Here is a 19,450-nt window from a genome sequence, read left to right on the forward strand (position 1 = left end):
CTGCTCGTCGCTGAAACGGGATCGCTTCATTTTCTGTCTCCTGGTGTGGAGAACAGACTAACCTCAAATCGAGGACATTCCAGGGGAGCAGGTCACGAACTCCGTTCATTCCCTGTTTTTGCGCCGGGGCACGGAACTTGTGCCACGGGGTCTGACTTGATTGGCGCTGTTATCGCAGTTTTCGTTCTGCAGCTTGCGCCAGCGGGTCAAACGCTCGGGATCAATCTTGCCTGTAGCCATTGCTGCTTGCACTGCGCAGCCGGGTTCATGATCGTGACTGCAGTCACGAAACCGGCAATGCGGGGCAAGTTCTGTGATTTCCGCGAACACCGTGTCAATGCCGTAACCCACGTGGCTGACATCCAACGTTCGAATTCCCGGCGTATCGATCACCCAACCGCCGGCGGCAATCGCGTGCAGAGACCGGGATGTGGTGGTGTGACGACCCTTGGCATCATGCTCGCGGATAGCGCCCGTCTGCTGGGGCAGTTCTAGGGCCGGGCCCGCCAGCGTGTTCACCAGAGTAGATTTGCCTACACCGGAGGACCCTACCAAAGTCACTGTCTGCCCGACTCCGCACCAGGGAAAGAGCGCAGTCTTGGCCTCAGGAGAGCGCGCATTCAGGGTCACGACAGTCAAACCGCGTTGCAGTGCAGCCGCCTGCTGTTCGAATTCCCAAGCGTTTGACACCGTATCAGCCTTGGTCAACACGATGACCGGATTTGTTCCGGCTTGGTTGGCCAATGCAAGGTAACGTTCCAGCCGAGCGCCATTGAAATCGGCATTGCACGAGGTAACGATAAACAGTGTATCGATGTTCGCGGCAACCAGCTGTTGGGGTCGATGGCCCGCTTTGCGACGTTCCAGCAGTGTTTTTCGCTTCAAAAGGCGTTGCACCAGGTGCGTGCTCGGGTCAACGAGAACCCAGTCACCGACGGCAAAACCTGCGGTCGTCACGTCGGCAGGATAGGTTAGTTTGGCTGTTCCGGATTGAAAAATCGCAGTGAGGCGCGCGCGGTGAACCGTATCAATGCGCATTGGGAGGAGGTTTGTCTCGTTTGACAAAAGCTGATCGCTAAAAAATTCCGACCATCCTAAACTCGAGAGCGAAGCGCTAGAATCAGTCATGGTTTCGTTCATTGGTTGGGGCATCGCGACACAGGCCTTTTTTAAACTGATATATATATTTTGCACCTCGGAACTAACAATATTAGCAATGTCTGGCGCCGATTCTGTAGTCGTTGAATCAGCGCCAGACCTCTACTGGACGGGGAAGGCCAGGAAAACTTTGATGCGTGTGAGCTCGCTCAACTATTCTTCGTCATCTCGTCCAACGCGCGCTTCTCAATCGGATCGATTCTTATATCTGTTTTCATGGCGAAGTCGTGGACTAACGCGCAATTAATGGCTGCGACGCGGGTAGCGAGTTCTTCAATCTCACCTCCGTGGGATGAATGTCCTGGCCTGCAATGTCAGAGATATAGCGCTGAAATCGGTATTGCGCGCGATGGAGAATAATGCAGGATTTATTACGGTGCTTAACTCCACCATATTTTTTGCGCCGAGAAACACCCCCAGTTCCAAAGGCATGTTGAACCGGAGCAGTGGGGGAGTGCCATCGACTTCGGTGCGCGAGATATCGTGTATGCCGTAACGGCAGTCCGCAATTATACGGCAGAACTTGTCAAATCGATTGTCGGCCGCATTGTCGGTCTCGAGCGCGCAGCGCGCGACAAAAGGGGAGGCGCTTTCGTGGGACCTGCGATCCTGCCAATACCACGATCGATTGTTCGGGTCCTTTCAAGGCGGGCATTTGAAGCCAGATCTACGATGAGTGGCGGTCCCGTACACTGATTATCTGGAATTGGTGGGTGAGCGAGATAACGGATATGCACCACTACTCGTCATTGCGGCCATAGCGGCCACTGAACCGATGCCATCAAATGACCGAGATGGGGCCGCTTCCGGTCAGGCAGCTTTCAAGAACCGCCCAGCGAAAGCAGACGTTTAGGTCGGCTGCCGTGATGTCTGGCTCTGACCCAAAAGCGGATCTTTGTCAGTCGTTGGAGCGGCGGTGAAAACTGCTGACTGGGTGGCAGAAGCGCGGTTGTAATACGCTCCGGACAAGGTACAAGCCAGTACCAACTGGCGCTAAATATTTACGGCGGGAACGTACGTCGTGTACAAGGCCGGTTCCTTGCATCAATGGAATGGGAAGGTGGACTCACCTTCCCAGAACACAGAAGCAGCCTTTATTTATACACTGGCGCTGCAGTCGGTTCTGCCATTGGCGGAGGCGCTTTTCCTTTGCCGATCGATCCGCAGGCACTTAAACTCATTACTGTTAGTACGGCAACGACGGTGATCAGAGCTCTATTCATTCGAAGATCCTTTTCATCAAGTTGAAGTAGGCCAACCACTCTAGGCTACTATGGAAAGTGTTAAGAACTGGTCGTCGGATCGGGAACGTATGGATATTTTTAGAGTGCGGGATCAACTCAAAGGACGAAAGGCAAAGCAATTGCTCCTAGAGACTGTCCTGAATTTCACCAAGGTTGCAGTCGGGGCTCTTGGGCACCAAAACACTGAGCAGAGCTTTCATAAGGGAAGGTGAGGCTTTGCCCAGGCAGCAGCGCGCTGCTCGGCGTTAGCTCGATCCGCGTCGGACCAATGATAATGCCTGACTTTGATTATTCCGACACCGACGGGGATTCCATTTCACGTCTCAAGAAATGGTATTCTGGCGATGTGCATGACAGCATGAAGCACCTTGGCCTTTGGGGGCATCTGGAGGGTATTTCACTGCTCGGCTCCCTCGGGGCAGGCGAGGTGGTCTGCGGACCAGCCGTGACCGTGCTCTTTGAAGAGCCAGACGGGAAGGGCGAACCGCAGGACGTCTATCACCACGCCATCGACGACACCCCCTAAGGAGGAATCCTCGTGTGCGAAGCATCCTGTGTGGCAGGTTCGTGTTCCGATAAGTTCATGAGTTCCGGCGCCAAAACGCGCGGAGCAGCCGCCACCATCGTCAACTGCACAGTGCGCGACCTGGCACAGGTTCGCGCGCTCGGATATTCGACGAGCGGGCCGCCATTCGAAATCGGAGAGCGCCACTGGGCAGGGGAACGGTATTGATCCAGGATTTTCGAGATTAAAATGAGATATTAACGGAGCACTCCTGTATGGTTGAACCCGCACGCTTCATCGTTGTTATGGCCTATGACAAGGCTAAGGAGGGCAGTTTTGTCCCAGCAGGCGCTTGCCTGCGCGGCAACGCGGCGATGTTCAAGGATGGGTACAGGCTTGTTCACTGCATCGACATCCGCTGTAAGCTCGGCGATCATCCAGTCCCTGACCTAGCATGACCAGAGGCCAGTGCGTTGTTGGGGGCAACAAGATATCAAACCGTGGGATCAGTACGAACCCGGCGAATTGAATGTTATCGGACGCAGTGGAACCGATTTGCGATTTAAGCCTTTACCAAGCAATCACCGAAACCGAGCTATGTGAGGGATGAGCTATGACACAACCACCGGCGACCCGCAGTCGGGCAGGAGAAGCGACGGCAAAACGTCAGCGCGCTATTCAAACAAAAACCAACCAACGCGAGAAAAGCGCGAGCAAACCCACGACTAAAGCGCCTCAAACCGGAGCTCGGATATATCCTGTTCCACCATTCCGCAAGCAGCATCTGAAAAAACCGGGGCTTGAGGCCTCGCTTGATCCGGCTCCGATGTTCGACGCACCGTTCTATCTCGGCTCAAAAAAACTCGATGGCAAGATCGCTTTGATAACCGGAGGCGATTCCGGTATAGGCCGGGCGGTCGCTGTATTGTTTGCGCGCGAAGGTGCGGACGTGGCGATTGTGCACCTCGATGAGGAAAAGGACGCCAACACGACGAGGGACCTGGTCGAGAACGAAGGCAGAAAGTGTCTGGTGATTGCCGGAGATGTGCGCAAGAAAGCCTTTTGTGAGACTGCCGTCAGCAGAACCATCAAGGCCTTGGGCACGCTGGACGTGCTCGTCAACAACGCCGCGTTCCAATTGCACACCCGTGCTCTCGAAGATCTCAGTGAAGAACACTTTGATGAGACGCTCAGAACGAATCTTTACGGGTATTTCTTTCTTTCGCAGGCGGCGGCAAGGCACATGCAACCTGGCTCAGCCATCGTCAATACTGGCTCGGTGACTGGTTTGATGGGAAGCAAGAATCTGCTCGACTATTCCATGACGAAAGGTGGAATTCATGCTTATACCCGCGCCTTGGCGGCAAACCTGCTGGAAAGGGGCATCAGGGTAAATGCCGTCGCGCCCGGCCCTGTGTGGACGCCACTCAACCCTGCGGACAAGGAAGCAGACGACGTGTCGAAATTTGGTTCGGATACGCCAATGAAACGGCCTGCGCAGCCCGAAGAAATAGCGCCGGCCTATGTGTTTCTCGCTTCACCCCACTGTTCGAGCTACATAACCGGCGAAATACTGCCGATCGTTGGGGGATACTGAGGCCAGTCGCCGCCTCGGCTGGCATTCTGAGGGCTTGGTACCGCGACCCGTGGCTGAAGCTGTTGCATTTCTCGCGCGCAACTGGACCCGCGCCCACGCGGTTGGTGAAATGCCCTAAGCATAGCCGCCCCGAATTTCGATCGGCGTTTCCACCAGATGATCGAAATTCTGAAAAGAATACTCCAGCCATTCGACTTCTGGCAGGGCCGTTGCCATGTGAACGCCGATTTCCAGGAAGGTGTTACCCAGACTGATCGGCACGCCCAGTTCGGCTGCCAGCCAGCCGATGCGCATGACATCGGTCACCTGCCGTGGACGTTAAGGATATCGGCGCCATGATTGTCCAGCAGGATCAGCTTTCCTGCAAGGTCGAGATATTCCCCGCTATTGATCCGGGTCCAGTTGACCGCATGACGCAGTTTACGCAGCCCCTCAAAGTCATGCCGCAATATCGGATCCTCGACGACACGCGTGCGTTTTTCACGCGCTTCGTCGGCAATAGCGCTCAGTCCCAGCTTTGCGAAAAGCATTGGCCGATGATGATCAAGGCGGCGATAAAGGCGGTCAGCTCGACGACTTGCAGGTCCATTATGTCGGCCTCCTGTCATTCACAACTGGTGCTGGAATGATCCTTCCTGTCAAATCAGCTCGGCCCGGGACGTGTTCGCAGTCAGGCGCCAAGGCATCGTGCTTGCGAGCAAAAGCAACGAACAAGCTTCGGGCGGTCTCCGCTTCTAAATCACCCCATAGCGCTGCCTTGCACGCCTTGAGCGCCATAGCATGGGTCGGCTGCTTTTTCGACAGAGGCCATTCGCTGAGCAATGCATAGGCTTCGGATACCGTCCTGACCTCGGTGGGAAAACCTAGTCCGACGAAGATCGTGACGGGGGTGTTGAACATATTGCATTCCATAGGCTCCTCCTTCCTTCGTTTATGGTCGAACAGTTGGTGCTGAGGGTGAGGCCGGTCGCTTTAGACCCGGCGCTGATTTTCTGCTCTGTTTCCGGTAGGTCGAAATAGCGCCCGAAGAACGGATCATTGTAGAGAGGATTGGTTTCGGTGGGCGAGGCGGATTCACCGCGATGTTGACGACAGCGGGCGTCACCTCCTCCAGCACATCGGCGAGCGGACGCTGCATATGTGCCGAAATGGCGGGTTGCGCCTGTACCGGCGATGGCGCCGGAGCCAGAACGAAAGCGAGTGCAACCGAATAGGCCGACAAAAGGCGCAGCATATCCGGACGAACGTTCGCGGCTCGGAGTGATCGACGGCCGTTTATTGTTTGTGATGTTGATCCAATTCAGGTTCATGGCATCACCCGTCGATAAATGGCTGTGACCACCCGGGCGGGCACAGCCTTCCTCATCAGAAGTCCATACCGCCTGCCGGCATGGCAGGTGCAGCGGCTTCCTTCTTCGGCTTCTCGGCAACCATCGCCTCGGTGGTCACCAGCAGGCCGGCGACTGAAGCTGCGTCCTGCAGGGCGGTGCGCACCACCTTGGCCGGGTCGATCACACCCTGGCTGTAGAGATCACCGAACTCGTTGGTCTGGGCGTTCCAGCCGAAGCCGAATTCGCTGTTTTCACGCAGCTTGCCGACGATGATGGATCCCTCGGCACCCGCGTTCTCGGCGATCTGGCGAACGGGTGCCTCGATGGCGCGGCGCACAATCTCGATGCCGGTCCTCTGGTCGGTGTTGTCGGTCACCAGCGTGTCGAGCACCTTGGCTGCGCGCAGCAAGGCCACGCCGCCGCCCGGCAACACACCTTCCTCGACGGCGGCCCGGGTTGCGTGCATGGCGTCGTCGACCCGGTCCTTGCGTTCCTTGACCTCGACCTCGGTCGAGCCGCCGACGCGAATGACCGCAACGCCGCCGGCAAGCTTGGCAAGGCGCTCCTGCAGCTTCTCACGGTCATAGTCGGAGGTCGTCTCTTCGATCTGTGCCTTGATCTGGACGATGCGGCCATCGATCTCGTTCTTCGAGCCGGCGCCATCGACTATGGTGGTGTTCTCCTTCTCGATTACCACCTTCTTGGCACGGCCGAGCATCTCAAGCGTGACGTTCTCGAGCTTGATGCCGAGATCTTCCGAAATTGCGGTGCCGCCGGTGAGGATGGCGATGTCTTCCAGCATCGCCTTGCGCCGGTCACCGAAACCCGGCGCCTTCACGGCTGCGACCTTCAGACCGCCACGCAGCTTGTTGACCACCAGGGTAGCAAGCGCTTCACCTTCAACATCCTCCGCGATGATCAGCAAGGGCTTGCCGGACTGCACCACGGCCTCAAGCACGGGAAGTAGCGCCTGCAAGTTAGAGAGCTTTTTCTCGTGGATGAGAACATAGGGCTCTTCAAACTCGACGCGCATCTTTTCCTGGTTGGTCACAAAATAGGGGGACAGATAACCGCGGTCGAACTGCATGCCTTCCACCACTTCGAGCTCGGTCTCGGCAGTTTTGGCCTCCTCAACGGTAATGACGCCTTCGTTGCCGACCTTCTCCATCGCCTCGGCGAGGAAGCGTCCAATCTCGGCATCGCCGTTGGCAGAGATGGTACCGACCTGGGCGATCTCGCCGTTCTGCGTCACCTTGCGGGCATTGTTCTTCAGTTCCTGGACGACCGCATCGACGGCCTTGTCAATGCCACGCTTCAGGTCCATCGGATTCATGCCGGATGCCACGGCCTTGGCACCCTCCTTGACAATCGCCTGGGCCAGCACCGTCGCCGTCGTGGTGCCGTCACCAGCGATGTCGCTGGTCTTCGAGGCCACTTCGCGCACCATCTGCGCGCCCATGTTCTCGAACTTGTCCTCCAGCTCAATCTCCTTGGCGACAGTGACACCGTCCTTGGTAACGCGCGGTGCGCCGAACGATTTATCGATAACGACATTGCGGCCCTTGGGGCCGAGTGTGACTTTCACCGCGTTTGCGAGAATATCGACGCCGCGCAGCATCTTTTCGCGGGCCTCGGAATGGAATTTCACTTCTTTCGCAGCCATTGTTCTACTCCTTTAAATCGGCAGCGTTGCATTGTTCGTGTTTTAAGTCGGCATTGTCAGGCCGCCCTTTTCGCCGTGTTTTCGGCCTCAATTACCCCCATGACATCGGATTCCTTCATGATCAGGAGCTCCTCGCTCTTGAGCCTGATCTCGGTGCCGGACCATTTGCCGAACAAAATGCGGTCGCCAACCTTGACGTCGAGCGGCTGCAATTGGCCGCTTTCGTCGCGCGCGCCCGGCCCAGCGGCGATAACCTCGCCTTCCTGTGGTTTTTCCTTGGCGGTGTCGGGAATGATAATGCCGCCGGCGGTCTTTTCTTCGGACTCGATGCGGCGGACCAGAATACGGTCATGCAATGGACGGAACGTCATCTCGCTCTCCTCTTTCGACAAACAGTTTTGAGGTTCCTCGGCGCCGTATCCGAAGCGGCTTCGGCGCACGGCGCGCAACCCTTTGAAGGCATCGCGCGCATATCGAGCTAGTTGGGGTGGAATGGCATTTCAAGAGACTCCGCAAAAAATTTTAGCACTCGATCCATCCGAGTGCTAATGCTCGGTATTCGTGCAGCAATTTTGGTCAAACGATATCCAAAGGCTCTTGATCGGAACAAAATCCTTTCAAAATAATGGACAACGGAACGCCTTTCGGCTTGCCGGAATATTCGACAAGAACCATGGAGATTGTGTGTGGGGGAACCTTCGAATGAAACGCAAAGTCGCAATGATCATCCCATCAATCGCCCCGCAAACCTCTGACGCGACGCTTGATCGACTGTTCGATCCATCTCGGTTGTTCAGGCATCCGGAGACGATCGACTCGAAGTTCAGGAAAAGCGTGCCATCTTCTCGTCGTGGGCATCGGACGCGTGCGCGGTCGAATCCATGCCGGCGCTGCGCCAGCCGCCAGGCGCGGAACAGCCCGTCGCATTCGACGACATCATGGTCGCGCTTGGTGAACTTGACAGCGATCGCGGCTATATTCGGCCGACGACGACGTCCGACCGCAAGTACCGCAGCGGCCAGAGCCTCGATGCCTGAGGATTTGTGACGATAGGGGAAGACAAAGAATAAGCTAGGGATTCTTGCTGTAAGCCTACCAGGGCCTGAGCACGGCTAATTTTTGACCAAAGGGCTGGTAAGTCTGCGGCATCGCGACTTGGCGCTGCATCCGGCTTACAATCCGAAATCATCCTCATCTTCCTGAGGTTCAATCAGATCGATGAGGGCAGCGACGCGGGTTCCTGGAAGTGGTCGGCCTTCGTTCATCAGCGCTTCATCGGAGTTTATCCAAGCGAAAGCCTCCCTGAGTTCGCTCGGCGACGCCCCGGTTGCTATTATCTCTGCCACCAACGCTTCGTCGACGGGTCCGAGAACGGCGACGACGTCGCCATGTGTTATGATCACGGATCGATCCTCCCTGACAGTGACGATCAACTGGAAGCCGCTGGTCCATTGCGATCATCTTCCAAAGGACGGGAAAATAACGCGCGCAAGCCCGGAGCGTTCCATCATGGAAACCTCCCGTGGAGGCAAAAGACGCTGTTTCTCCCCTTGACGCCGGTCGGCCGCCACTGTTGGGCCGGCAATGTCAGGGAGCGCCAGCTTCTTGGCGCGCCATCGTACCGATGTTGCTCTAAACGAGGATATAGCTATGAGAAGCAATGTGGATTTTTCCCCCTTCTACTGGTCGAGCATCGGCTTCGACCGCATTTTCAACCTTCTCGAAAATTCCGGTCATCTGCAAGGCAGCAGCGAGAAATGGCCGCCTTATGGCTGCGCCATCAGCCGAAATCAGCGCTCAGTCTCTGGTTTACAGCACGGGTCCAATCGAACGGCGGCCGCAGCTGGCGCGACCATTGCTGGTTGAAATATATGACCGCCCGTGTAGTCATCGAAGGTGCTGTGATGAAGACCACCTGACAATACGTTGTCAGGTTGCAGGTTTGGATGTCGGCGCCGTGGACCTACAGAGTGCCACATTGGATGTTTCTGGGCGTGGCTATCGGACTTGGTCTGCGCATCTATCAACGAACAAAGAGTAATTTGAATGAACCACTGAATTAGGATCGCCCTGTTTCACACGTTCCGGCGAAATTTAGTGTTTCCAGCTTCGACCTTCCTTGCGAATGATCCGGTGTTCCAGAAAGACAAACCCGTCAATAGGCAACCGCAGGGTTCCATTGCCGGTTCTCTCCAACCGCAATGGGGCGTTTCATGCCCAGCGATCCTTGCGGATTTTGCGGTTCAGGTATTTCGCCTCCATCCACGCGTCGAACTCATGGATCATGATATTGGACAGGAGTGGTGACAGAAAACCACCTTGCGGAAGAATACCTTCACTGGAAACCGCAAACAGGCCACGGTCGATGTGACCAGCCTTAAGCGTGCGGCCAGCGAAGATCGACAAACCGTCCGTCCCGCACCTCGTCGTGCATTTCACCGACATGTAGGGCCTACGCCGGCAAAGTATCGTCGCCACCTTTCATCGGTGTCGCTGCAGCAATAATCGATGGTCGCCTTAACGTTGTAGGCTGACCGTTGTTCCTGCCGCCAACTTCGGTGCACTCCCCATTTGCGCGATAATCGGCTGTGCACCACTGGCAGCTAAAGCAATGACCCGCTCGTCCGTTGGCCCGGCATTGGTAACGAGCGTCCAGGACCGCGGTAGCGCTGTCCAGGCAGATTGTTCTGCCCGACCCAGCTTCGTGGCATCCGCCAGAACAACCACGTCACGCGATTGCTCGATCATCGCGCTTTTAACAAAGGCCTGATCCAGACTTGCTTCGCAAAGTCCGCGTCCGGCTACGACACCGTCGGCGCTCATGAAGGCCCGGTCTGCGGTCATGCGCCTCATACATTCGATAGCAAGCGGCCCAACGGTGCCCATGCTTAGCGCACGCACTGAGCCGCCGACGACGATAAGTTCGATGTCCGGTTCGTTCGCCAGAACCGGTAAGAGGGCCAGGTTCGTGGTAATGACGCGCAGGCGTCTCCCACGCAGCAATCGGGCAAATGCAAGCACAGTTGTGCCGGCATCAAGGATGAGGGTCTCCCCATCTTTAACAAGCTCCACTGCGGCGCTGGCAATAGCTTGCTTCTCCAGATCCTGCGCCTCCAGACGCTGATCAAGCGTCTTTTCGGGACCATGTGTCGCCAGAACAGCGCCGCCATATGTTCTCAGAACCGCATTTTCATCGGACAGCCGCTGCAGGTCGCGCCTGACCGTCGAAGCTGATACAGCGAGGCGATCGGCAAGAACGCCAACGTCGACTTCGCCGGCGTGCAGAGCGTGGAGAAGAAGCGAGCGGCGTTCTTTGCTGCGCATCGACAATACCCCAGATGATGACGATAGGCCGTCTTACGCTGCCGCTGGCTTGGGTGCAAGGTCGACCGCCTGGCGCAGCGCTTCTACGAGGCTGCGCTCGTCGGCAATCCCCTTGCCTGCGATATCAAAAGCTGTCCCGTGATCGACAGAGGTCCGGATGACCGGCAAGCCCACAGACACATTAACTCCCGCTTCGAGGCCAAGGACCTTGATTGGACCGTGTCCCTGATCATGGTACATGGCGACAACCATGTCGTAGTCGCCCCGTCCTGCAAGGAAAAAAAGTGTGTCGGCGGGCAATGGACCACGCACATCCCATCCTTTGGCTTTGCAGGCTTCGACCGCCGGTGTGATCTTCTCAGCCTCTTCTCCACGCCCAAAAAGGCCGTTCTCGCCCGCATGGGGATTTATGGCGCATACTCCGATTTTCGGGTTCGCTATCCCGGCCTTTGTCAGCGTGTCGTATCCGCGGGTGATCACCCTCTCGACGAGGCCCGGCTCGATTTTGGCGATCGCATCCAGGAGGCCGATATGGGTAGTGACATGAATGACGCGCAGCTTTGGCGAGACGAGCATCATGGACACTTCGGGTGTGCCAGTTAGATATGCGAGCAGCTCCGTGTGGCCCGGAAACTTATGACCAGCGGCGTGGAGCGCTTCCTTGCTGAGCGGCGCTGTGCAGATAGCATGAGCCTGTCCGGAACTGACGACTTCGACTGCTTTCTTGATGTATTGAAATGCAGCTTCGCCCGATATCGCGGAGACCTCACCGAACGGCAAGTCGCGGGGTACCAGCTTCAGATCGACACATTGAACGCTGTCTGATGAAAACTGCGCCTTCGCCGGGTCGTCAAGTGCCACGACCCGCAGCTGGGTGCCAATGATCATGCCTGCCTGGCGCAGCCTTTGGGCATCGCCAATTACCAACGGATTGCACATGCTATGCACGCTCGGGTGAGCCAAGGCTTTCATAATGATCTCCGGGCCAATCCCCGCAGGGTCACCCATGGTGATCGCAATAGTTGGTCTGCTCATGCAAACGATCCCTTCTGCCGAATGCTGCCAAGTTTATCGGCAATGCGTAAAAAACTAGATTCGTCGCCAAATGCACCTGCCTTTGTGACGACGGGAATGGACAAGTCCCCAAGTGTGAGGCCGAGCGCTACTCCCGGCTCGATTTCGTCGACCAAGCGAATGCCATTGACGCCGAAATGGGACAGCAACGCCGAGGCCGTCTCGCCGCCGGTCGCGGCAAAGGCGCTCATTCTGGACGCGGCCGGCGTGAGGGCCTCGGCAAGGCCAGATGCCAGGCGACGGCCCAGCGCCATGTTTGGCTCACCGTTCATCCCGATCTCCACGAGGACATCCTGACCCGCATCAAGGTGACCAGCGACACGCTCTCCCAGTGCCTTGCGCCCCTCGCCGTCGCAAAGCAGGATATGCGGATCTACCAGGAAATGGACAACGCGACCACTGTCCGCCAGAGCTCTGGCGCCCATCCTTGAGGTTGCGGCAAGCGAACCGACGATAATTAGCGCACCGTTTTTGGATGCGGTGAATGAAGGCGGTGCGCAAGGGATTTTCGGCTCAAGCACCGCAATGGCCTGGGCGAGGCCGGCGCTGCCAATGAATAATGTTTCCTTTGCCGACGGCAGGCTTGCCTCGGCGATCCGAAGAAGATCGTCGTTTGTCTCGGCGTCGCAAATCGCGACGGAGCTGCCCATGGCCGCTACTGTGCTTAGCGCCTCTCGCAGCACTGCCTCGCCGCCGCGGATCGTGGAAAGGGGTATCGTTTGCGCCCCAACGCCGGCGGTTGCCAGTACCTCCATGAGGTCAGCGGTCGGATAGGTATGATCGCGCTGCCATAGCTCGGTTTCTTCAAGCGGGCGTCCGGCGACATGTATGCGACCATTGACGGTAATGCGTGCCGTGTCGGGAAATGCAGGCGCAAAGATGCCAAAGGCAACGCCCGATCGCAATTTCATATGCTCTAACGCCATCGCCGTCTCGGCTGCGGGTTGGCCGCGCAAGGTAGAGTCGATCTTCTTGAACAGCGCCCGCTCATCATCGTGCAGCCTTTCAAGGGCAACCTTGTGCGCTTGCACTGCCGTAAGCGCATCCATTGCGCGGCTGTCGGCATCATAGGAAAAGACTGCAGGCCGTGCCGCGAGATCGACCACGCCTCCACCCCAGCTGACGGCGGACGCCTGACCCCGACGAGCAAAAGCGATGGCGCAATCGGCAGCACCTGTCAGATCATCTGCGAGTATGAACCACCCCATCAATGTGCCTCTGGCGCTCCGGCGTAAACCGGTGCTGCTGGCTCCGATGCCGGCTCGTCCTCATGGTCGTCCGGACGACCGAAGTTTTTTGCCGCCCACGCAGTTACGAGCGGTACAAGAATCGCGGTGACGACAACGCAGGCAGCAACAAGCATTGTCGCTGGCGCAGCCGCTTGCGCGTATGCCGGGTTCGCGGCCGCGACGATCGCCGGAACAGCAGCGGCATTGCCTGCTGTTGAAGCCGCAGCGACGCCGGCGACGCCAGTTCCACCTGTCGCCCGGTCGGCAAAAAACAGGGCAACACCTGTCACCGCGACCACCGCCACGCCTAGCCCAAGGCCGAGCAGCCCCGCATGCCAGACCTTCATCAGATCGAGACCGGTGCCGAGGGAGAAAGCGAAAAACGGAATCAGAACAGGGATGGCGCGGCTGAGAAATTCGCGCATGCTCCGATCAAGGTTGCCCAGAATCATGCCGACGACCAAGGGCAGGATCGCGCCGACAAGTGTCTGCCAGGGGAATGCGGACAAGCCGGCCACACCAAGTGTGACCATCGTCAGGAATGGACCGGACTCCAGTGACATAATCGAGTAGGCACCGATGTCACGCGGCCGACCGTATTGACCCATCAATGCCATATAGAGGCCGCCATTTGTATCGTTCATCGCCGCAACGACGGCAAGGGCAGAAATGCCCGTGAACAGGCCGCCGGTTACCGGCCCCTCTCCCAGGAAATGACCGAAGATTATACCAAGCACCACGGCCATGCCGACCTTTACCGACAACAGTGTGCCACCTTTCTTGAGGAGATATGGCGTAGTCTTGAAATCGATGCTTGCGCCCATGCAAACGTAAAACACCGCGAGAATTGAAAGTGCCCCGGTAAAAAGGGCGCCGGTAAACGAACCGAAGGTCTTCGGCGTGTCCGGGAAAAATGTTGCGATCAGGGCACCCAACAGCAATGGCACAACCATCATGCCGCCGGGGACACGGTCAATAGCTGATTTGACTGGAATTTGCATAATTTCCTCCTTGCGTGCGCAAATCGCGCAAATGATTAGGCCAGTTTGGCGCAAAAGTCCATTAAGTTTTGCGTAGTATACGCAAGTGTGATCATTGACTTGCGTGTTTTAGTCAACATGGTTGACCGCTGGATCATGGGTGATGGCGGGTGTGCGGTTTTTCACGATGTAGGGGCTGGATCATCTTTAGAACGGTGGGGGAGACGATCTCGGTAGGGGAGCTCAGCGCCAGAGGACCGCACCGATCAAATCATTCCGCTCGCCATAGTGACGTGAAGGGTCCGCCCACGCCGGCAGCTGGGTCGGACGATGGAAACAGCAGGCTGCGCATTGCGTTGCTGCATTGCTGCGGTCGGCGCGTCGCGGCAAATGTCCCAACTCTGCCCCGGCGGATAGGGCCCACCACGAGGAAATTCAGCTGGCTTCCAGGCGGCAATGCCCGGTCCCCGCCGGCAGGATGGATTACCACATCCCCCCGCCTGAACGTTGACCTCCTTGCCGCCATGGCCCCCCAACATGGGTTTTGCGGATCCTGCGGCGAACCCGAGCACCTCATGCGCCGTCGAATGGTAGTGATGATAGCTATAGACACCATTTCGCCGCTGCGGTGGCCAACCGTTACGGTCAAACATCACCTGGCGCGGCTATCGCTTCCGCACCAATGGACGTCGCTCCGAGGAAGCCCATAGCCCCAACGATGCTGTTGAACTTTCATCGATCAATGTCCGACATTTCAAGGCCTTCCAATTTGGGGGAGGCGCTTCTCGTGCAGCTTTCCTTGCCTTAGGCGCAGTGTTTCAGAAAATACGCTGCGGGCATCAGGCCGCACCGGTCGATTAACCGATCTATGGCGCCGAGGACGAAGTTCGCGCTCGGCTCGTCCACGAACAATCCATTTTCAATCTTGCTGGCTATACTGCCGATAACAACTGCGGCGCCGGGACTGGAACCGCCTGTATGGCCAGCAAGGTCTCGTTCAGCTGCGCTTGTGCACGCACGCACAAGTCAATGCCGGCGAAATTGATATGGCGAGTACCGGCTTGCCGGTCAGCGAAGATTTTCCGTTTCATAACGAGGATCATCGATGGACTGGCTGCACCGGAGCAAGTGACGGTATTCGACAATCCATCACGGAAAGCGACGGGATCGTCATCGTTAATGCCGCAATACAATCACGCAATTCCAGGTCTGCTCCCTGTGTGGCGGCAGGCACGATAGGCAGCGCCGCGAGTTAACGAATGCTACCGACCAATTTCAGCAGGGCTTGCAGGGGTCAACAATATACATTATATTAAATTATATATTGATGATACGAAAGGGATCAATTCATGACGATCACCCGGGTCAATGACCGCCTCTCCGTTATGCCGCAGCCTGATCCAGGGGAATTCAACTTCCTGCTGGCAAGCGGATTCAAGGCCATAATCAACGTCCGCCCGGTCGGCGAGGAAGCGGGACAGCCTGGCACAAAAGCCGAGGAGAAAGCTGCGGAACATACAGGTCTTTCCTACAGCTTCATACCGGTCACCGTTGCCACCATCACCGAAGCCGACGTGCAGGCGTTTCACGATGCTCTTGAGGCATCTGAGGGTCCGGTGGTCGCACACTGTAAATCCGGTACACGGGCCTTGCTCCTCTATGTCATCGGGGAGGTCCTCGACGGCCGCATGAAATTGGAGGACATACGATCTGTCGGTGCCGGCTACGCCGTCAACCTGTCGGCGGCGACTACCTGGCTCCAGAAGCATTTCGCGCGCCGTCCGGTCGTCAAAGGGTTTTTCGACAAGCGCACCTGGAGTATCCAGTACGTGGTTTCCGATCCTGCGACCGATAAGTGTGCTATCGTCGATCCCGTGCTTGATTTCGATGAGAAGGCGGGAGCGACTTCGACCATCAACGCAGACGCTATCCTTGAATATATCCGGGCGAATAACCTGACGGTCGAGTGGATATTGGACACGCATCCCCACGCCGATCACTTGTCCGCCGCCCATTATCTGAAGGAAAAGACGGGCGCCGCGACGGCAATCGGCGAGCGTGTGGTCGATGTCCAGAAGCTCTGGAAAGGCATCTACAATTGGCCTGAGCTTGCGACCGATGGGTCGCAGTGGGATCGGCTGTTCGCTCATGGCGAAACCTTCAAGGTGGGGTCGATTGATGCGAAGATCATGTTCTCTCCTGGCCATACGCTTGCTTCCATCACTTATGTGATCGGTGACGCCTCCTTCGTGCACGATACGCTGTTCATGCCCGACAGCGGCACGGCGCGTGCGGATTTCCCGGGCGGCGACGCGCGCCTGCTCTGGAGGTCGATACAGGAAATCCTGGCGCTGCCGGACGAAACGAGGATCTTCACCGGTCACGACTACCAGCCGCAGGCGCGCGCTCCCCGCTGGGAGTCTACGGTCGCCGAGCAGAAAAAAACGAACCCTCATCTGGCCGGAGTGTCCGAGGAGGAATTCGTCAAGTTGCGCACCGAAAGAGATAAGACGCTTCCGATGCCGAAGCTTATCCTGCACGCGCTGCAGGTCAATGTCCGGGGCGGACGGCTTCCGGAACCGGAATCGAATGGCAAGCGCTATCTGAAGTTCCCTTTGGATGCACTTGAAGGAGCCGCTTGGTCATGACGATGGACAGCATGGAGACGAAGAAGACACGAATGAGTCCACAGGACATGGGCGCCCGAGCCGCGCAGGTGTCGGGCCTGCTCAAGACACTTGCACACCCCGGCAGACTGATGCTGGTCTGCACGCTTGTGGAGGGCGAATTCTCGGTGGGCGAGCTTGAGGTGAAGACGAACATTCACCAGCCGCATCTGTCGCAGCACCTGACATGGTTTCGCGAGGTGGGGATTGTCGCGACTCGCCGCGAGGGCAAGCAAATATTCTACAGCCTGACGGAGGAGAAGGCGGCGCAGCTCGTGAACGCGCTCTATACGATTTTCTGCCAGGAGGACGGACAATGATGGCCTATCTTCCATCGCTTCTGGGGGGCATGCTCATCGGCATATCGGCTGTCATGCTGCTCCTCCTTAACGGCAGAATTGCAGGGATCAGCGGCATCGTCGGCCGTCTTGCTCAAGGTACGAATGTTACGACGAACCTCGCATTCGTTGCAGGTCTGATGCTTGGTCCGGTTGTTTTCCTATACGTTTTCGGCCAATGGCCTGACGTGCAGATAACCGTTGGCTGGCCCCTGGTTGTCGCCGGTCTGCTGGTCGGATTTGGTTCACGGATGGGCTCCGGCTGCACAAGCGGCCACGGCGTTCTCGGCCTCGCACGTCTTTCATCGAGATCGGCCGTTGCCGTTGCGACCTTTCTAACCACCGGCGCGGTGGCAGTGGCCGTCATGAGAGGTGCAGGCCTGTGACACGACAACTACTGCAGCCTATTGCTGCCCTTGTATCGGGAACGGTCTTCGGGTTCGGTCTGGTCTTGTCAGGTATGCTGAACCCGGCCCGAGTCCAGGGGTTCCTGGACATCTTCGGAGTATGGGATCCGAGCCTCGCTTTTGTCCTCGGCGGAGCGGTGATGGTCGCCTTCATCGGTGTCCGGACCATGTACCGGTTGGACAAACCTGCTTTCGACGAGACTTTTCAGGTCCCGACAAAAAAGAGGATCGACGCCCCCCTTGTATTTGGCTCAGCGCTCTTTGGTTTGGGCTGGGGCATCGGTGGCTTCTGTCCAGGACCGGCCGTCGCGTCACTGTCCGTAGGTCTTACCGAATCCTTCCTGTTCGTAGCCGCCATGCTCGTCGGGATGACAATCCATGATCGGATCTGGAGCAGGCGGGGATGAGCTATTCAATCATCTCGGTGGTTGGGTCCGGCGGCATCGTAGGTTTTATGCTTGGCCTCCTCGGCGGTGGCGGCTCCATACTCGCGACACCGCTGTTGCGCTACGTCGTCGGGGTCGTCCAGCCGCACGTCGCCATCGGAACCGGAGCGCTTGCTGTCTCGTTGAACGCCTTAGCGAATTTCGGCATCCACGCTTCCAAGGGCCACGTCTGGTGGAGGTGCGCCATCGTCTTTTCAGCTCTTGGGGTGGTCGGAGCCTTGGCAGGAGCGACACTTGGCAAGGCTATGGACGGGGAGCGTTTGCTGTTCCTGTTCGGGATCGTCATGCTCGTCATCGGCGGCCTAATGCTGATGCCAAGGAAGCCGGTTCCTGAAAAAGCTCAGCCGGTCGATCTTAGGATGTGCCTGATGACTGCTGCTGTGGCGTTAGCCGCCGGGGCCGCGTCAGGCTTCTTCGGCATCGGGGGAGGCTTTCTGATCGTGCCCGGGCTCATCCTGGCGACCGGAATGCCCATGATCAGCGCAGTTGGATCGTCGCTTCTGTCGGTAGGTGCCTTCGGACTTGCGACAGCAATCAAACTATGCGGCTTCGGGGCTGATCGACTGGATACTGGCCGCAGAGTTCATCGGGGGTGGGATCGGCGGCGGCGTTATTGGCATGTTGCTGTCGACTCGTCTGAACCACTATAAGGGTCTCCTAAACCGCTTGTTTGCGGGGCTGATTTTGGTCGTGGCCGCCTATGTGCTTTACCAAAGTGTTTAAGCGCCAACACCGGCCAAGTTTCCAAGATTTCCGCTTAAATGCACGCTTCAGTGCTGTGCTTCGGTTTAAGGGCGTCTGACACGAACACGGGACCGGGTCGCAGCAATAACTATAGATTCCCGTTGCATGGCAATTTGATCGCCAGTGTGTCGCGAACTCGTAAAAACAAATATCCAGTGGTATCTCGGGGTGGTTTACTTTCGACGTTATATCGGCGACCACTGGACGGCGAGCGTTGATAAAATCGTCGACGGTACCATATCCATGCCTGGACGGGCCAAAGGGACGCTCTATTCGGCGTGTTGAAGTCAAGCGTCGTCGCGCTTCCGGCTTTTTCTATTGCGGCTGACGTCGTTCACGGGGCTTCGCTTCTCTTAGGGATCGGCTCTTGGCCCTCCCAGTATGGATCAGAAGAACGAAGCGGCTCAATCTTCCTCGCGTCCTGGTCGCAATGCCCGCGGGTCAAACATCAAACGATGTCCTCGCGGTGTAGGAGGGGCGGCTTTCGGCTAAGCTTTCTGAGACGCTCAGGTAGTGAGCGCATGCTGCTCAGTGTCGAGCGCGGCAAAGGCGGCCGGTATCGCAACGCCATGCTGTCGCAAGACCTGCTCTTGTTGCTGTGGAAGGTCGGGCGGCAGCAAGGCGTAACCGCATCGTCGTCGAGGCGGCCCAGGCCGCCGATATCGCCAAGCGGGCCGGGCCGCACACCCTGCGCCACAGCTTCGCCACCACCTCAGTTACGGCAAGAAAGTTGCGGCGGTTGCT

At 57.5% G+C, this 19,450-nt stretch carries 23 protein-coding genes and 2 pseudogenes; 12 read left to right on the forward strand and 13 right to left on the reverse strand.

Annotated elements, in window-relative coordinates; genetic code table 11:
* Window positions 1–105: 105 nt before the first annotated feature.
* Window positions 106–1,152, reverse strand: coding sequence for a ribosome small subunit-dependent GTPase A (rsgA, locus tag FHS21_RS21625; protein WP_246411132.1), 1,047 nt, complete (start codon window positions 1,150–1,152; stop codon window positions 106–108).
* 1,100 nt (window positions 1,153–2,252) lie between these two features.
* Window positions 2,253–2,381 carry an ABC transporter gene (locus tag FHS21_RS30780; protein WP_112525310.1) on the reverse strand — a complete coding sequence of 43 codons (129 nt, stop codon included), beginning with the start codon at window positions 2,379–2,381 and terminating at the stop codon, window positions 2,253–2,255.
* A 295-nt stretch (window positions 2,382–2,676) separates the two neighbouring features.
* Between FHS21_RS30780 and FHS21_RS21630 the strand changes: the two genes are divergently transcribed.
* The 4 genes from FHS21_RS21630 (at window position 2,677) to FHS21_RS21645 (ending at window position 4,504) form a co-directional block, all read left to right on the forward strand.
* Complete coding sequence (locus FHS21_RS21630; protein ID WP_183663859.1) at window positions 2,677–2,928, forward strand: RraA family protein; 252 nt, start codon at window positions 2,677–2,679, stop codon at window positions 2,926–2,928.
* Between the two features lie 12 nt (window positions 2,929–2,940).
* Window positions 2,941–3,135, forward strand: a complete 195-nt coding sequence (locus FHS21_RS21635) for a hypothetical protein (protein ID WP_162701798.1) — start codon at window positions 2,941–2,943, stop codon at window positions 3,133–3,135.
* Window positions 3,136–3,182: 47 nt separating this feature from the next.
* The gene (locus tag FHS21_RS21640) at window positions 3,183–3,365 is read left to right on the forward strand and encodes a hypothetical protein (RefSeq protein ID WP_183663861.1); all 183 of its coding nucleotides are present in this window, start codon (window positions 3,183–3,185) and stop codon (window positions 3,363–3,365) included.
* A 155-nt stretch (window positions 3,366–3,520) separates the two neighbouring features.
* Window positions 3,521–4,504, forward strand: coding sequence for an SDR family oxidoreductase (locus tag FHS21_RS21645; protein WP_183663863.1), 984 nt, complete (start codon window positions 3,521–3,523; stop codon window positions 4,502–4,504).
* Window positions 4,505–4,618: 114 nt separating this feature from the next.
* Here the strand turns inward: FHS21_RS21645 and FHS21_RS31385 are convergent, their stop codons facing one another.
* From FHS21_RS31385 to FHS21_RS21665, 5 genes are all read right to left on the reverse strand, one after another.
* Entirely contained in the window at window positions 4,619–4,798 is a 180-nt protein-coding gene (locus FHS21_RS31385) for a hypothetical protein (RefSeq protein ID WP_312879908.1), read from the reverse strand.
* Between the two features lie 8 nt (window positions 4,799–4,806).
* Window positions 4,807–5,034, reverse strand: a complete 228-nt coding sequence (locus FHS21_RS31390; protein WP_312879909.1) for a hypothetical protein — start codon at window positions 5,032–5,034, stop codon at window positions 4,807–4,809.
* Between the two features lie 58 nt (window positions 5,035–5,092).
* Entirely contained in the window at window positions 5,093–5,416 is a 324-nt protein-coding gene (locus tag FHS21_RS21655; RefSeq protein WP_183663865.1) for a DUF982 domain-containing protein, read from the reverse strand.
* 453 nt (window positions 5,417–5,869) lie between these two features.
* The gene (gene groL, locus FHS21_RS21660; protein WP_183663867.1) at window positions 5,870–7,498 is read right to left on the reverse strand and encodes a chaperonin GroEL; all 1,629 of its coding nucleotides are present in this window, start codon (window positions 7,496–7,498) and stop codon (window positions 5,870–5,872) included.
* A 56-nt stretch (window positions 7,499–7,554) separates the two neighbouring features.
* Window positions 7,555–7,869 (reverse strand): co-chaperone GroES, encoded by a 315-nt coding sequence (locus FHS21_RS21665; protein WP_183663869.1) that lies wholly within the window; start codon window positions 7,867–7,869, stop codon window positions 7,555–7,557.
* A gap of 510 nt (window positions 7,870–8,379) precedes the next feature.
* On the opposite strand from FHS21_RS21665, the gene FHS21_RS31580 reads away from it, so the two are divergent.
* Window positions 8,380–8,535 carry a hypothetical protein gene (locus tag FHS21_RS31580; protein WP_376772179.1) on the forward strand — a complete coding sequence of 52 codons (156 nt, stop codon included), beginning with the start codon at window positions 8,380–8,382 and terminating at the stop codon, window positions 8,533–8,535.
* Between the two features lie 135 nt (window positions 8,536–8,670).
* On the opposite strand, the gene FHS21_RS21675 is transcribed toward FHS21_RS31580, so the two are convergent.
* Window positions 8,671–8,901 (reverse strand): hypothetical protein, encoded by a 231-nt coding sequence (locus tag FHS21_RS21675; protein ID WP_183663871.1) that lies wholly within the window; start codon window positions 8,899–8,901, stop codon window positions 8,671–8,673.
* 202 nt (window positions 8,902–9,103) lie between these two features.
* Between FHS21_RS21675 and FHS21_RS31790 the strand changes: the two genes are divergently transcribed.
* Entirely contained in the window at window positions 9,104–9,364 is a 261-nt protein-coding gene (locus tag FHS21_RS31790) for an alpha-crystallin domain-containing protein (RefSeq protein ID WP_183663873.1), read from the forward strand.
* A 345-nt stretch (window positions 9,365–9,709) separates the two neighbouring features.
* On the opposite strand, the gene FHS21_RS21685 is transcribed toward FHS21_RS31790, so the two are convergent.
* The 5 genes from FHS21_RS21685 to FHS21_RS21705 all read right to left on the reverse strand — a co-directional run bounded on the left by FHS21_RS21685 (window position 9,710) and on the right by FHS21_RS21705 (window position 14,126).
* Window positions 9,710–9,904: a reverse transcriptase family protein gene (locus tag FHS21_RS21685; RefSeq protein ID WP_246411134.1), complete on the reverse strand. Its 195-nt coding sequence runs from the start codon at window positions 9,902–9,904 to the stop codon at window positions 9,710–9,712.
* A 111-nt stretch (window positions 9,905–10,015) separates the two neighbouring features.
* Entirely contained in the window at window positions 10,016–10,822 is an 807-nt protein-coding gene (locus FHS21_RS21690) for a DeoR/GlpR family DNA-binding transcription regulator (RefSeq protein ID WP_183663875.1), read from the reverse strand.
* A gap of 33 nt (window positions 10,823–10,855) precedes the next feature.
* On the reverse strand, window positions 10,856–11,857 hold the full coding sequence (gene pdxA, locus FHS21_RS21695; RefSeq protein WP_183663877.1) for a 4-hydroxythreonine-4-phosphate dehydrogenase PdxA: 1,002 nt from the start codon (window positions 11,855–11,857) through the stop codon (window positions 10,856–10,858).
* Window positions 11,854–13,104 (reverse strand): four-carbon acid sugar kinase family protein, encoded by a 1,251-nt coding sequence (locus FHS21_RS21700; RefSeq protein WP_183663879.1) that lies wholly within the window; start codon window positions 13,102–13,104, stop codon window positions 11,854–11,856. The genes pdxA and FHS21_RS21700 overlap by 4 nt, the downstream gene beginning before the upstream one ends.
* Entirely contained in the window at window positions 13,104–14,126 is a 1,023-nt protein-coding gene (locus FHS21_RS21705; protein WP_183663881.1) for a 2-keto-3-deoxygluconate permease, read from the reverse strand. The genes FHS21_RS21700 and FHS21_RS21705 overlap by 1 nt, the downstream gene beginning before the upstream one ends.
* 1,328 nt (window positions 14,127–15,454) lie before the next feature.
* Between FHS21_RS21705 and blh the strand changes: the two genes are divergently transcribed.
* The 6 genes and pseudogenes from blh to FHS21_RS30800 all read left to right on the forward strand — a co-directional run.
* Window positions 15,455–16,753: a bifunctional sulfur transferase/dioxygenase Blh gene (blh, locus tag FHS21_RS21710; RefSeq protein ID WP_183663883.1), complete on the forward strand. Its 1,299-nt coding sequence runs from the start codon at window positions 15,455–15,457 to the stop codon at window positions 16,751–16,753.
* Window positions 16,750–17,091, forward strand: coding sequence for a sulfite-sensing transcriptional repressor BigR (bigR, locus tag FHS21_RS21715; RefSeq protein WP_183663885.1), 342 nt, complete (start codon window positions 16,750–16,752; stop codon window positions 17,089–17,091). The genes blh and bigR overlap by 4 nt, the downstream gene beginning before the upstream one ends.
* Window positions 17,088–17,495: a YeeE/YedE family protein gene (locus tag FHS21_RS21720; RefSeq protein WP_183663887.1), complete on the forward strand. Its 408-nt coding sequence runs from the start codon at window positions 17,088–17,090 to the stop codon at window positions 17,493–17,495. The genes bigR and FHS21_RS21720 overlap by 4 nt, the downstream gene beginning before the upstream one ends.
* Complete coding sequence (locus FHS21_RS21725) at window positions 17,492–17,923, forward strand: YeeE/YedE family protein (protein ID WP_183663889.1); 432 nt, start codon at window positions 17,492–17,494, stop codon at window positions 17,921–17,923. Before FHS21_RS21720 ends, FHS21_RS21725 begins: the two co-directional genes overlap by 4 nt.
* Window positions 17,920–18,685, forward strand: a pseudogene (locus tag FHS21_RS21730) (sulfite exporter TauE/SafE family protein). The gene FHS21_RS21725 and the pseudogene FHS21_RS21730 overlap by 4 nt, the downstream one beginning before the upstream one ends.
* A gap of 530 nt (window positions 18,686–19,215) precedes the next feature.
* Window positions 19,216–19,415, forward strand: a pseudogene (locus FHS21_RS30800) (site-specific integrase); the annotation flags it as partial.
* Window positions 19,416–19,450 lie beyond the last annotated feature (35 nt).

It is taken from the genome of Phyllobacterium trifolii (assembly GCF_014192095.1).
Classification (GTDB): Bacteria; Pseudomonadota; Alphaproteobacteria; order Rhizobiales; family Rhizobiaceae; genus Phyllobacterium; species Phyllobacterium trifolii.

Coding starts and splice junctions, on each gene's coding strand:
- rsgA (WP_246411132.1), bottom strand. CDS start 1,152: ATGCCCCAACCAATGAACGAAACCATGACTGATTCTAGCGCTTCGCTC.
- FHS21_RS30780 (WP_112525310.1), bottom strand. CDS start 2,381: ATGAATAGAGCTCTGATCACCGTCGTTGCCGTACTAACAGTAATGAGT.
- FHS21_RS21630 (WP_183663859.1), top strand. CDS start 2,677: ATGCCTGACTTTGATTATTCCGACACCGACGGGGATTCCATTTCACGT.
- FHS21_RS21640 (WP_183663861.1), top strand. CDS start 3,183: ATGGTTGAACCCGCACGCTTCATCGTTGTTATGGCCTATGACAAGGCT.
- FHS21_RS21645 (WP_183663863.1), top strand. CDS start 3,521: ATGACACAACCACCGGCGACCCGCAGTCGGGCAGGAGAAGCGACGGCA.
- FHS21_RS31385 (WP_312879908.1), bottom strand. CDS start 4,798: ATGCGCATCGGCTGGCTGGCAGCCGAACTGGGCGTGCCGATCAGTCTG.
- FHS21_RS31390 (WP_312879909.1), bottom strand. CDS start 5,034: ATGCTTTTCGCAAAGCTGGGACTGAGCGCTATTGCCGACGAAGCGCGT.
- FHS21_RS21655 (WP_183663865.1), bottom strand. CDS start 5,416: ATGGAATGCAATATGTTCAACACCCCCGTCACGATCTTCGTCGGACTA.
- groL (WP_183663867.1), bottom strand. CDS start 7,498: ATGGCTGCGAAAGAAGTGAAATTCCATTCCGAGGCCCGCGAAAAGATG.
- FHS21_RS21665 (WP_183663869.1), bottom strand. CDS start 7,869: ATGACGTTCCGTCCATTGCATGACCGTATTCTGGTCCGCCGCATCGAG.
- FHS21_RS31580 (WP_376772179.1), top strand. CDS start 8,380: ATGCCGGCGCTGCGCCAGCCGCCAGGCGCGGAACAGCCCGTCGCATTC.
- FHS21_RS21690 (WP_183663875.1), bottom strand. CDS start 10,822: ATGCGCAGCAAAGAACGCCGCTCGCTTCTTCTCCACGCTCTGCACGCC.
- pdxA (WP_183663877.1), bottom strand. CDS start 11,857: ATGAGCAGACCAACTATTGCGATCACCATGGGTGACCCTGCGGGGATT.
- FHS21_RS21700 (WP_183663879.1), bottom strand. CDS start 13,104: ATGGGGTGGTTCATACTCGCAGATGATCTGACAGGTGCTGCCGATTGC.
- FHS21_RS21705 (WP_183663881.1), bottom strand. CDS start 14,126: ATGCAAATTCCAGTCAAATCAGCTATTGACCGTGTCCCCGGCGGCATG.
- blh (WP_183663883.1), top strand. CDS start 15,455: ATGACGATCACCCGGGTCAATGACCGCCTCTCCGTTATGCCGCAGCCT.
- bigR (WP_183663885.1), top strand. CDS start 16,750: ATGACGATGGACAGCATGGAGACGAAGAAGACACGAATGAGTCCACAG.
- FHS21_RS21720 (WP_183663887.1), top strand. CDS start 17,088: ATGATGGCCTATCTTCCATCGCTTCTGGGGGGCATGCTCATCGGCATA.